Origin of the sequence: Flavobacterium sp. (assembly GCF_049318325.1) — a bacterium.
GTDB lineage: Bacteria > Bacteroidota > Bacteroidia > Flavobacteriales > Flavobacteriaceae > Flavobacterium.
Genome location: NZ_JBMOGQ010000071.1, coordinates 1 through 11,294, shown reverse-complemented (window position 1 = coordinate 11,294; position 11,294 = coordinate 1). Strand labels below are relative to the sequence as shown.

The 11,294-nt window shown below is 33.4% G+C and carries 12 protein-coding genes; 8 read left to right on the top strand and 4 right to left on the bottom strand.

Going from position 1 to position 11,294, the window contains the following annotated elements; genetic code table 11:
- The 4 genes from ACOYLP_RS07585 to ACOYLP_RS07570 all read left to right on the top strand — a co-directional run.
- Positions 1–287, top strand: a 287-nt coding sequence (locus ACOYLP_RS07585) for a hypothetical protein (RefSeq protein ID WP_422855577.1), incomplete at its 5' end; no start/stop codon positions are given.
- 135 nt (positions 288–422) lie between these two features.
- Positions 423–1,271 carry a hypothetical protein gene (locus ACOYLP_RS07580; protein ID WP_422855576.1) on the top strand — a complete coding sequence of 283 codons (849 nt, stop codon included), beginning with the start codon at positions 423–425 and terminating at the stop codon, positions 1,269–1,271.
- Positions 1,272–1,685 (top strand): hypothetical protein, encoded by a 414-nt coding sequence (locus tag ACOYLP_RS07575; RefSeq protein ID WP_422855575.1) that lies wholly within the window; start codon positions 1,272–1,274, stop codon positions 1,683–1,685.
- Between the two features lie 11 nt (positions 1,686–1,696).
- Entirely contained in the window at positions 1,697–1,933 is a 237-nt protein-coding gene (locus ACOYLP_RS07570) for a hypothetical protein (protein WP_422855574.1), read from the top strand.
- Between the two features lie 521 nt (positions 1,934–2,454).
- Here the strand turns inward: ACOYLP_RS07570 and ACOYLP_RS07565 are convergent.
- Complete coding sequence (locus tag ACOYLP_RS07565; protein ID WP_422855573.1) at positions 2,455–3,480, bottom strand: threonine aldolase family protein; 1,026 nt, start codon at positions 3,478–3,480, stop codon at positions 2,455–2,457.
- A gap of 133 nt (positions 3,481–3,613) precedes the next feature.
- On the opposite strand from ACOYLP_RS07565, the gene prfB reads away from it, so the two are divergent.
- A protein-coding gene (gene prfB / locus ACOYLP_RS07560) for a peptide chain release factor 2 (protein ID WP_422855572.1) occupies positions 3,614–4,709 on the top strand; the annotation gives its coding sequence in 2 pieces (ribosomal slippage) (positions 3,614–3,676 and positions 3,678–4,709; 1,095 coding nt in all).
- Positions 4,710–4,821: 112 nt separating this feature from the next.
- Positions 4,822–5,820: a UDP-3-O-(3-hydroxymyristoyl)glucosamine N-acyltransferase gene (gene lpxD / locus ACOYLP_RS07555; RefSeq protein WP_422855571.1), complete on the top strand. Its 999-nt coding sequence runs from the start codon at positions 4,822–4,824 to the stop codon at positions 5,818–5,820.
- 260 nt (positions 5,821–6,080) lie between these two features.
- Here the strand turns inward: lpxD and ACOYLP_RS07550 are convergent, their stop codons facing one another.
- The 3 genes from ACOYLP_RS07550 to ACOYLP_RS07540 form a co-directional block, all read right to left on the bottom strand.
- Positions 6,081–6,530, bottom strand: coding sequence for a hypothetical protein (locus ACOYLP_RS07550; protein WP_422855570.1), 450 nt, complete (start codon positions 6,528–6,530; stop codon positions 6,081–6,083).
- Between the two features lie 229 nt (positions 6,531–6,759).
- Positions 6,760–8,115 (bottom strand): inorganic phosphate transporter, encoded by a 1,356-nt coding sequence (locus tag ACOYLP_RS07545; RefSeq protein WP_422855569.1) that lies wholly within the window; start codon positions 8,113–8,115, stop codon positions 6,760–6,762.
- Between the two features lie 23 nt (positions 8,116–8,138).
- Positions 8,139–8,780 (bottom strand): DUF47 domain-containing protein, encoded by a 642-nt coding sequence (locus tag ACOYLP_RS07540; protein WP_422855568.1) that lies wholly within the window; start codon positions 8,778–8,780, stop codon positions 8,139–8,141.
- Between the two features lie 282 nt (positions 8,781–9,062).
- On the opposite strand from ACOYLP_RS07540, the gene ACOYLP_RS07535 reads away from it, so the two are divergent.
- Together ACOYLP_RS07535 and ACOYLP_RS07530 are read left to right on the top strand one after the other, a co-directional pair.
- Positions 9,063–10,691 (top strand): acyl-CoA carboxylase subunit beta, encoded by a 1,629-nt coding sequence (locus ACOYLP_RS07535; RefSeq protein ID WP_422855567.1) that lies wholly within the window; start codon positions 9,063–9,065, stop codon positions 10,689–10,691.
- Between the two features lie 111 nt (positions 10,692–10,802).
- Complete coding sequence (locus ACOYLP_RS07530; RefSeq protein ID WP_422855566.1) at positions 10,803–11,234, top strand: hypothetical protein; 432 nt, start codon at positions 10,803–10,805, stop codon at positions 11,232–11,234.
- The last annotated feature ends 60 nt before the right edge of the window (positions 11,235–11,294 follow it).

Sequence of the window (11,294 nt, the reverse complement as noted above, 5' to 3'; positions counted from 1 at the left end):
TAAATATCAACTATTATGGTTATAATAGTCTATTTATTGATGATATGATTCAAATCGCTTCTGAATTTGGTTGGAAAGTTACTAGAGAAGAATTGTCTTTGTCGCAAAATTCAAAAATAGAAATTGTTCCAGGTGTTTGGCTACTAAAAGAAATTTCAGATTGGGAATTGGCTAAATTCGGTTGTTTGGCTTGTACTGCCGAATTTAGTAAAAATCAATCTCAAGAAACAGTTAATCTATTTTTTAATAGAGTAACCAAACAATTTATTGATCGTTTAACAAATTAAAATAATAAATATGGCGCAATCAAAACCAAGCAAAGTGACAGGATCAAATCATACAACAAGAACAGTTACAAAAGCAGGAAAAGCAGATAAAAGAACAACCTTGGGAGGGGCCAAGAAGAAAAAATAAAATTTATATTGAAAAACAATATTTTAACCGATTTAGAATCATTATTCAATAATAATTATATTGCTGAAGCAAGAAAGCTTAATACAGATTTAGGTGAACATTATTTCAACGAAAATATGCAACCTATGTATTTTAATGGAAAAGTAGATGCTAAAACTGTATTGATTATGTTGAATCCTGGCAATGGTGATGATCCAAAGTATCCTTATAGTTTTGAAAATCATAAAAAAGATTTTAATTCTTTAGAAGATTTCCAGAACAGACATATAGATAGTTTAGTGAATTTTGGACTGGACCATTTTAATGACAAACTAGACAACTTTGATTTAAAGCAAGCCGCATTTCTTCATAATTTTAAAAACTTAAATTTTGAAATACCCAATGAGTTTTGGAATAATGATAACTTGAAAAGAATAGCAAAAAGAAATATTTTAATGGATAAATTGCAACTTGAATTTATTCCTTATACATCTAGAGATTTTAAAGGGTTATTAGATAATATTAATTTAGCTCGTCAAAATATTGTTCATCTAAAAAAATATATTTTTCGTGTATTAGATGCTATAATTGAACATCCTAGAGACAATGTAATTTTCTGTAGCAAACAATTTTATAATTTGTTTTCTGTTTGCCAAGAAATAGAAGATTTTAATGCAAAAATAGAAATGGGTTCAATCAGAGAATTTAAAGATACTGAAGGGAAATTAACACTTCGATTCAGTAAGGCAACTATTTTTTACAAAGACAACATTATCAATGCTGGAATTGCTCATTCATTTGCTAGTCAAGCTTTACCAAATGCCTATAAAAAAATGATGCGATATGGTGATTTTTGTTATAACGAGATGAAAAAATAAATGGCAAAACAAGTAATTAATAATGATGAAGATATTTTATCATTATTAAAACAAGCTGATAAAATTGTTTTTAAAGAAGACGCTAAATCAATTTGCGACCAGTTGGATGTATTGTTTTCAATAGCCGGTAAATCGCAAATAGAAAACGAAGAAAGTGATATTTTTGAGATAAAAATACGTTCAGGCATTATGCGATTAAAAAAGCTAGAAGCTTTTGATGAAGCTGCCTTTTATGAAACGGAAATAATAAGAATAACCAAAACAAATACAAACAAGAAAAAAAGTGAGCTGTATTACTTTTTGTTTTCAATTGCTGGCTTGGTTTTAATAGCTTGTTTTGGAAATAAGATTCTTTATGAATCATTTTCTTTATATAAAAAAGTAATTGATACTGTAATACAATATTTCAAATAATATATACAAATATGGAATTAACAATATTTTTAAGTTTTATGGGAACTCTTGCAGCTATCGGAACAGGAATTGTTGCTTTAATTGGATTTATAATTGGCTGGAAATTTTCAGATTTTTTTATCCCACCAAGAGATTATTGGACTAAAAGTGGAGCTACTATGATTGGAGTAAAATTTGGAATTGCAGTTACAGGAGCATTTGTTGCTGTTTGGGGAATGGCTGCTTTAGCATCTGCTATTTTTGGTTAAAACTTGCAAAACAAAACACTACATTTCGTTAAAATCCTCAATGAACAAAATGAAGAAGTTAACATCAAGAACATATACTCAATAATTACTAGAATTTTTATTATCATAAAAAAAACCAACTCTCATTAGTAGTTGGGCTTTTTATTTGCTTAAATATCTAGTGTTTTTTTTGTAGTATTTTTGCCAATAATTAAAATTATATTATAAAAGAAATGGATATTTGTGGTTATCCTTTTCATTTTATATCAATTATTAATTATAAAAATAAAACTTCAATAACAAATTGAAGTTTTATGGTAATCAAAGAGCCCAACATCTTTAATTGTTGGGCTCTTTTTAATTAAATTCTTTTGCTAAAACATCATAAATCTCAAACATACTGGGTTTGAAGTTTAGATCGAATTGTTGCTGTTTAATTTTGTTAAAAATTAACTTTACCTGTTCTTTTTTACCATGGTAAAACAGCTTATTACTTTGAGGGAATTCCCGAAAAATGGGTTATTGTTTGTTTACTACGATAGTTAAAATGACAGCTTCTCCAGAGCTTCCAAAACATATTCATGCATCACTTGGCGGTAATCTAAATGCGTAACAATGCGCAACTTTCCTTGTCCCATAGAACTAATAAGAATACCTTTATCTTTAAACTTTTCAATAACCATTTTTTCATCTAATGCTTTTTTGACTTCAAAAATCAAAATATTAGTTTCTACGGGGGCTACTTTTTCAATCCAAGGTAATTGCTCCAACACTTGTCCAAGTTCCTTTGCTCTCTTATGGTCTTCTTCTAATCTATTGATATTGTTTTGCAAAGCATAAATTCCGGCTGCCGCAAAATAACCCGATTGACGCATGTTACCACCAAATATCTTTCGGACACGCAATGCGCGATGTATTGTTTCTGCATTAGAGAGTAATACGGAACCTATAGGACATCCCAAACCTTTTGAAAAACAAACAGAAATAGTGTCGAAAAGTTCTCCGAATTGCTTTGGATGTTGCTTTTTAGCAATCATCGCATTCCACAAGCGAGCGCCATCTAAATGGTATTTCAAATTATGGTCGACACAAACTTGCTTTATTTTTTGAAGTTCTTCAATTTCGTAACACGCACCACCACCTTTATTTGTAGTGTTTTCAATGCCAACCATTTTTGACATGGGTGTATGATAAAATTCAGGATCATTTATGCCTTCCTTTACTTGTTCAGCGGTTATCATTCCTCGACTACCATCTAGCAAATTGAAATTAACACCGCTATTTGACGAAGCACCACCCGATTCATACAAATGAATGTGCGACCATTTATCACAAATTATTTGATCGCCCGGATTGGTGTTTAGCTTAATCGCAGTTTGATTAGCCATTGTTCCTGTTGGAAAAAACAAGGCAGCTTCCATTCCAAATAATTCGGCTACAATTCGCTCAAATTCATTTACAGTTGGGTCTTGCTTGAATACATCATCTCCCACTTTGGCGTTAAACATTGCCTGAAGCATTTCGGGAGTTGGTTTGGTAACGGTATCGCTGATTAAATTTATTTCCATATGAAGAATAATAGTCTATTTTTGTGTCGTAATATAACCCGGATGGGAATCAGCTTACTTTTACTTGTAATGAAAAAGATATAGTGGACAGCCGGATTATCTCCTAAAATTAAAACACAAAACTACATTATTTATGACAAATACCGAACAAATAAAAGGTATTGTAGAGCGCCTTGGTGCGTTGAGGAGGTATCTTTGACATTGATGCCAAACTTATAGAGATTACTAACGAGGAAGAAAAGACTTTTGCACCCAACTTTTGGAACAATCCAAAAGAGGCTGAAGCTATTGTTCAAAACTTACGCTCCAAGAAAAAATGGGTAGAAGATTTTGAAAAAGGCAATGCTATGGCTGAAGAACTTCAAATCGTTTACGAATTTTTCAAAGAGGGAGATGCTTCCGAAGAAGAACTGGATGCGCATTATGAACTTACCAATACCCATATTGAAAATCTAGAATTCCGTAACATGCTTTCTGATGAAGGCGATAAATTAAGCGCTGTTGTACAGATTACGGCAGGCGCAGGCGGAACAGAAAGTTGCGATTGGGCTTCTATGCTTATGCGGATGTATATGATGTGGGGTGAAAAAGAGGGCTATAAAATCAAAGAACTTAACTTTCAGGAAGGCGATGTAGCAGGAATAAAAACGGTGACTTTGGAGTTTGAAGGCGAATATTCTTTTGGGTATTTGAAAGGCGAAAACGGCGTACATCGACTGGTGCGTATTTCTCCTTTTGATAGTAATGCTAAACGACATACTTCTTTTGCTTCTGTTTATGTATATCCGTTGGTTGATGACAGTATTCAGATTGATATTAATCCGGCTGATATTGAGATTACAACTTCGCGATCAAGTGGTGCCGGTGGACAAAATGTAAACAAAGTAGAAACAAAGGTCCAATTGGTTCACAAACCAACTGGAATTCAAATTCAATGTTCGGAAACACGTTCGCAACAAGACAATAGACAAAGAGCGATGCAAATGTTACGTTCGCAGTTGTATGAAATTGAACTCAAAAAACAGCAAGCCCAACGTGCTGATATAGAAGCCAGTAAAATGAAAATTGAATGGGGTTCGCAAATCAGAAACTATGTAATGCAACCATATAAATTGGTTAAAGACGTGCGAACTGGTTATGAAACGAGCGATGTTGATGGTGTAATGAACGGCAACATTGATAAATTTTTGAAGGCCTATTTAATGATGATGGGACAGAAAGAGGAGTAATTAGTCTGCTGGCGGGCAAGTCTAAGTCGCAGTTAGCAGTTTTAGGTTAATATTGTAGGATATTTGAATTCATTTAACTTTATTTGAAAAATAATCAAAAGACAATCTAGATATGAGTTCCTATACCATTCAGGAAATAAACGATGTTTTACAAGGTGAGATTGTTGGATTTACTTCATGCAAAATTTCAGCTCCAGAACAATTAGAAGCTGCAATAGAAACCGAAATTTCTTTTATTGGAAGCAAAAAATACGAAAAATTTTGGGCAACTTCTAAAGCTTGTGTGGCGGTTGTGAATCAAGATATTTCGATTGAACCCGGAGAAAACAGGGCTTTTATAAAAGTTAAAAATGCCGATTTAGCTATGTCGCAAGTATTGGAGCTCTTTGCTCCTGCTCCACCCGTTTTTGATATTGACATTCATCCAACTGCTGTAATCGATAAATCGGTATCTATTGGAAATGGAACCCGAATTGGTGCGGGTTGTTACATTGGTCCTAATGTTCAACTTGGAGAAAATGTTACCATTTATCCAAATGTAACTATTCTTGATGAATGCAGTATTGGAAAAAACACTACAATTTGGCCTGGAGCAGTAATCAGAGAGCGTTGTCACATTGGTTCTTATTGCATTTTACACCCCAATTGTACCATTGGAGCAGATGGATTTGGATTTAGACCTTGTCCTGAAAAAGGCTTGGTAAAGATTCCACAAATTGGAAACGTAATTATTGGAAACGGTGTAGAAATTGGAGCTAACTCAACTGTTGATAGAGGTAAATTTAGTTCAACCATTCTTGGTGATGGTTGCAAAATTGATAATTTGGTACAAATTGGACACAATTCTAAGCTTGGTAAATTCTGTATTATGGCAGGTAATTCAGGTTTAGCGGGTTCAGTAACTTTAGGAAATGGCGTAATGATTGGCGGAAGCGCTTCTATAAAAGACCACATAACTATTGGTGACCGTGCCATGGTTGGTGCAGGTTCAGGTGTTGCTGCCGATGTAGAAGCAGGAAAAGTAGTCCTTGGTTACCCAGCTGTTGATGCCCGTGATGCCTTGAAACAATGGGCCATTTTAAAAAGATTAGTAAAAGACTCTAATAAATAATTACGAATTGAGAATTATGAATTACGAGTTAGCTGAAACTATATTTCGAAATTTCTGAAAAACATTTCGTAATTCGTAATTTATAATTCGTAATTAAGATATATATTTGCATTGAGGATTCCGAAAGGAAGTTACACCTCACCGCACTAGTCGATCGCTCCAGATCGACTTTTGTATTTTATAGAAATAAATGATTCGATATTAAAATTTATTGACTCAAAAAAACCGGTAGCATAACTATCGGTTCTATTAATTCAAAACTATTTTTTCTTTTTAGACTTGGCTTTTGCCTTTTTTGCTTTTGCCTTTTTAGCTTTCTCTTTAGCTTTTACCTTCTTCTTTTTTTCCTTGTCTTTAGCTTTCTGCTTTTCTTTTTTGGCCTTTTCTTTTTTCTTGGCTTTTTCCTTTCTCTCTTTTTCTTTTGCCTTAGCTTTTTTTGCTTTTTCTTTGTCGGAATCTTTAGTAGTTTCTACAATTTCAGTTATGGAAGGAGTAAGTTCAACTACATTTGCTTCCGGTTTAACTTCATTTTTTACTGCTGGTGTTGTTGTTCTTAATCTTGTCCTAGTTGATGTTGCATTGACTGGTGCTTTTGCAGAAGTTGTTCTAGTGCGAGTTGGTTTTACATCAGATTTGGTTTCAATTGTTGGTTGAACTTTCTCGTCATTATTTGCTGATTCTTCCTTAAACGTTGTGTCTTTATCATTCATGGTATTAGTATTTTTTAAACTTAATGTTAATTAAATGTAAATTTTATGTAAACAAAAATACTATTTTATTCAATTCGCCAATGTTAAGTTTTCATTTTAACGAAAAACTTAACATTGGAAAAGGATTAAGTCATGGTATATAAAGGATTTTAAAATAATTAAAAATAACACAAAAAAAACTCCTAGAGAAAAATCTTTAGGAGTTAAAATTTTTTAAAAAGATTTATATTCAAATAAATACCTTTAAAACATAATAAACCAATGCAGCTAAAATCGCGGATACTGGTATAGTTAACACCCAAGCCCAAAGAAGCTTAACGGTAACTCCCCATCGAACCGCGGAAACTCTTTTGGTAACTCCTACCCCAATAATTGAACCTGTAATGGTATGTGTTGTTGATACCGGAATTTTAAAATGCTCTGTGATAAACAAAGTCAAAGCTCCGGCTGATTCAGCTACAACACCTTCAAAAGCGGTAACTTTTGTAATTTTTGAACCCATGGTTTTTACAATTTTCCATCCACCACTCAAAGTTCCTAAAGCGATAACTGTATAACAAGTTAACGGAATCCATGAAGGCATTACACCTTCAATTTTTACTCCATCTTTTTCAGATGGCAACACCACATTCAAATCTAACCAGCCAAATGACATATTTGCATTTGGATGCGTATTTAAATAAACAGCCACAGCAGCTGCTATGATTCCCATAACCTTTTGCGAATCATTTCCTCCGTGACCTAAACTAAAAGAGGCCGAAGATAATAACTGCATTTTTTTTAATACGCTTTCTGCTTTTGATGTTGGTAAACTACTGAATATCAAATTAAATATTGCTATGCTATAAAATATTATAGCTACTAAAGTCCATTTAATATTTGAAGGTTCAAAAATTGCACTCCAAATTGGACTTTCAAATCTTGGTTTTTTAATTTCATCATAACCCACTATTACAGATGACAAAAACCAAAAAACTAATAGCATTAATAAAACTGTGAATAATTTGGGGTAGATACTTTTTCTAGAAGAATACATTAACCACAGAGAAATGAAATACGAAATAATCATTCCTAATAGAGGAGCTAGAACAATAAAAGCAATAATAACAGAAACTCCCGATGGCAATTCTCCATCTTCGCCTGGTTTATACCAATTTACAATATTATACCAATGTTTTGTTACTTGAACACCATCCTCGATCACAAAATAATCAGAAATACCGTGTTGAGATATAGCGTGTGCAATAGCTGCTCCGGCAAATCCACCAATTAAAGTATGTGATGATGAAGAAGGAATTCCTTTCCACCAGGTGATTAAATTCCATACAATAGCAGCAATAACTCCAGCTAAAATAACCGTCAAATTTATACTATCTGTTTTGGCCGTTTTGGCAACCGTATCGGCAACACCAAATCCAAATACCCAATATGCCAGGAAATTAAAAAATGCTGCCCAAAAAACAGCTTGAAAAGGAGTTAATACTTTTGTTGCAACTATTGTAGCAATTGAATTTGCAGCATCGTGAAAACCATTAATGTAATCAAAGATTAATGCAAGAACGATAATAACAATTAGTAATGTCATATGATTAGTGTTCAGTGTTCAGTTTATGAGTGTTTCACTGATATTTGTTCCATTACATTCGAAACACTTTTACACTTGTCAGATGCCATTTCCAAAGCCGAAAGCACTTCTTTGTATTTTATAACATTTTTAGCATCTACTTCATTTTCAAAAATATCTGCAACTGCTTTATCAAAAACCGAATCAGCCTTGCTTTCTAATTTGTTAATTTTTTTACAGTTTTCCTTAATGGCTCTGTGGTTCATCACCTTTAATTCTTTAATTCCAATTCCTATTAATTGACATGCTTCCAAATTAATTTCAGTTAATTTACGGATTGATTTTGTAATTTTTTCTACTTGATACAAACGCATTCTGCTTGCAGCACCATGCATATTATCAGCAACATTATCCATAGCTTTAATTAGCGAATGAATATCTTCTCTGTCAAAAGGAGTTATGAAATTTTTACTTAATTCTAAATGTGTTTTATGAGTAATCTCTTCAATTTCAGCTTCAAGTTCTTCTATTTTTCTGAAGTATTCCTCTCTCTCCATTTTAGGAGCATTTACTGCTTCATGAAGTGCATCTGCCAATAAAATTAAACCAGCGGCAGCTTGTTCAAACAACGGAAAGAACTTTTTATCCTTTGGAACTAAAAACTGGAAAATATTGTTAAGAGTCATTTTTTTACTTTTTTTAATGTGATGCAAATGTATTTTTCTAATGTTAAGTGAATATTAACTAATCAAAAATAGGTCTTTTTTTTATTTAATTTCAAATCTAAAGAAATTATCTTATTAAAATGTTTTTGTAATTTAGCACACACTAAACGCAGTACATTTGATATTAAGAGGAGAGTCGAGACCGCAGTTCGAAATGTATAAAGCGAAAGCGAAATAAATTTCTAGTGAACATTCGGAAACATATTTAATGCTTAATTCAGCGATGTAAAATAAAAAACAACCATGGATATCAACTTCAATAAAAACGAAGATCACAACAAACTTTTACTAACCAATTTAAAAAGTCAATTTGCCAAAGTTAAAATAGGTGGTGGATTGAAACGAATCGAAAAACTTCATGCCGAAGGCAAGATGACAGCGCGTGAACGGATTGATTATTTGCTTGATGCTAAAGCTAAAAGCATTGAAATTGGTGCTTTTGTTGGAGATGGAATGTATGCCGAACATGGTGGCTGTCCTTCTGGTGGTGTGGTCGTAAAAATGGGATATATCAAAGGAAAACAATGCATTGTTGTTGCCAATGATGCTACCGTTAAAGCCGGTGCTTGGTTTCCGATTACTGCTAAGAAGAATCTTCGTGCACAAGAAATTGCTATGGAGAATCGATTGCCAATAATTTATTTAGTTGACTCTGCCGGAGTGTATTTACCAATGCAGGATGAAATTTTTCCCGACAAGGAACATTTTGGCCGCATTTTTAGAAACAATGCCATCATGAGCAGTATGGGAATTACACAAATTGCAGCTGTTATGGGAAGTTGTGTTGCCGGTGGCGCCTATCTTCCTATTATGAGTGATGAAGCCATGATTGTAGATAAAACCGGAAGTATTTTCCTTGCTGGAAGTTATTTAGTAAAAGCTGCCATAGGTGAAAACATCGATAATGAATCACTTGGTGGTGCCACAACGCATTGCGAAATATCAGGAGTTACCGATTATAAAGCCAAAGACGATAAAGACGCTTTGGATAGAATAAAAAGTATCGTCGGAAAAATTGGTGATTATGAAAAAGCGGGTTTTAATAGAGAAACTCCAAAAAAACCAGCCTTGAAAGAAGAAGATATCTATGGAATTATTCCAAAATCAAGAAGTGATCAATACGATATGATGGAAATCATCAAGCGCTTGGTAGATGATTCTGAAATGGATATGTACAAACCCGATTACGGAAAATCCATCATCACTTGTTACGCCAGAATTGATGGTTGGGCCGTTGGAATTATAGCCAATCAGCGTACGGTTTCCAAAACTAAAAAAGGAGAAATCCAGTTTGGCGGTGTAATTTATTCTGATTCTGCTGATAAAGCCACACGATTTATTGCCAATTGCAACCAAAAGAAAATTCCTTTAGTATTTGTGCAAGACGTTACCGGGTTTATGGTCGGTTCTAAAAGTGAACATGGCGGTATCATTAAAGACGGAGCCAAAATGGTGAATGCGGTTTCCAATTCGGTTGTGCCAAAATTCACAGTGATTGTCGGCAATTCTTATGGTGCTGGAAATTATGCCATGTGCGGAAAAGCCTACGACCCAAGATTAATTTTCGCCTGGCCAAGTGCTGAACTTGCAGTAATGGGCGGAAAACAGGCAGCAAAAGTTTTAGCGCAAATTGAAGCATCTTCCTTAAAAGCAAAAGGTGAAACTGTAGACGAAAAAGTAGAACAAGAACTTTTTGACAAAATAAAAGCCAGATATGATGCGCAAGTTTCTCCGTATTATGCTGCTTCACGTTTATGGACAGACGCCATCATTGATCCATTAGAAACCCGCACCTGGATTTCTATGGGAATTGAAGCTGCTAATCATGCTCCAATTGAGAAGAAGTTTAATTTGGGAGTGATTCAGGTGTAATAATAAGTACTCAGTGGTAAGTTTTTAGTATTCAGACATTCACTTTATTTGTCATTCTTCTCCTCTTTTGAGGCGAGAGAGAAATCTATAATTTAGTTATTTAAAAAAAATATGAAAAGCCTCGTTTTATTAATCTTTACTGCTCTATGTTTAAATCTCTCTGCTCAAACAGAAGATTATAAAGGAACTTATGTTTTACATATAGATGGAAAAGACGGAAGCATACTTGATTATACACTTCATTTAAATACTGATAATTCATTTCAATTTACCAGTTTTCAAAAGCTTATAGACATTAGAGGTGAACACGATAAATATAATTATGGAAAAGGAACTTGGAAAGTAGAAAATAAAATTATTAAATTCACTACTGAAGCAACCGATTTAGATGAAAAACATACTATAAATTTTTCAGGGTCAACAGCTCGTCTAATCAAAAAATCACCACGTGATACTTCTGAAAAGGTAGTGCCAACATCTCTTCAATTTTACAAATCTGAAATTTTCTGGATTGCTAATTTGAAACTTATGTTGAAGGAATAATATTAATATTAACCCGTTGGGTGAAATTATTTGTAGTAAAATAAATTGAACAAATGTTGG

What these genes read in the sequence shown, in the direction of transcription:
- ACOYLP_RS07530 (WP_422855566.1), top strand. Translation starts at nt 10,803, where the DNA reads ATGAAAAGCCTCGTTTTATTAATCTTTACTGCTCTATGTTTAAATCTC.
- ACOYLP_RS07565 (WP_422855573.1), bottom strand. Translation starts at nt 3,480, where the DNA reads ATGGAAATAAATTTAATCAGCGATACCGTTACCAAACCAACTCCCGAA.
- ACOYLP_RS07540 (WP_422855568.1), bottom strand. Translation starts at nt 8,780, where the DNA reads ATGACTCTTAACAATATTTTCCAGTTTTTAGTTCCAAAGGATAAAAAG.
- ACOYLP_RS07570 (WP_422855574.1), top strand. Translation starts at nt 1,697, where the DNA reads ATGGAATTAACAATATTTTTAAGTTTTATGGGAACTCTTGCAGCTATC.
- ACOYLP_RS07545 (WP_422855569.1), bottom strand. Translation starts at nt 8,115, where the DNA reads ATGACATTACTAATTGTTATTATCGTTCTTGCATTAATCTTTGATTAC.
- ACOYLP_RS07575 (WP_422855575.1), top strand. Translation starts at nt 1,272, where the DNA reads ATGGCAAAACAAGTAATTAATAATGATGAAGATATTTTATCATTATTA.
- ACOYLP_RS07550 (WP_422855570.1), bottom strand. Translation starts at nt 6,530, where the DNA reads ATGAATGATAAAGACACAACGTTTAAGGAAGAATCAGCAAATAATGAC.
- ACOYLP_RS07535 (WP_422855567.1), top strand. Translation starts at nt 9,063, where the DNA reads ATGGATATCAACTTCAATAAAAACGAAGATCACAACAAACTTTTACTA.
- lpxD (WP_422855571.1), top strand. Translation starts at nt 4,822, where the DNA reads ATGAGTTCCTATACCATTCAGGAAATAAACGATGTTTTACAAGGTGAG.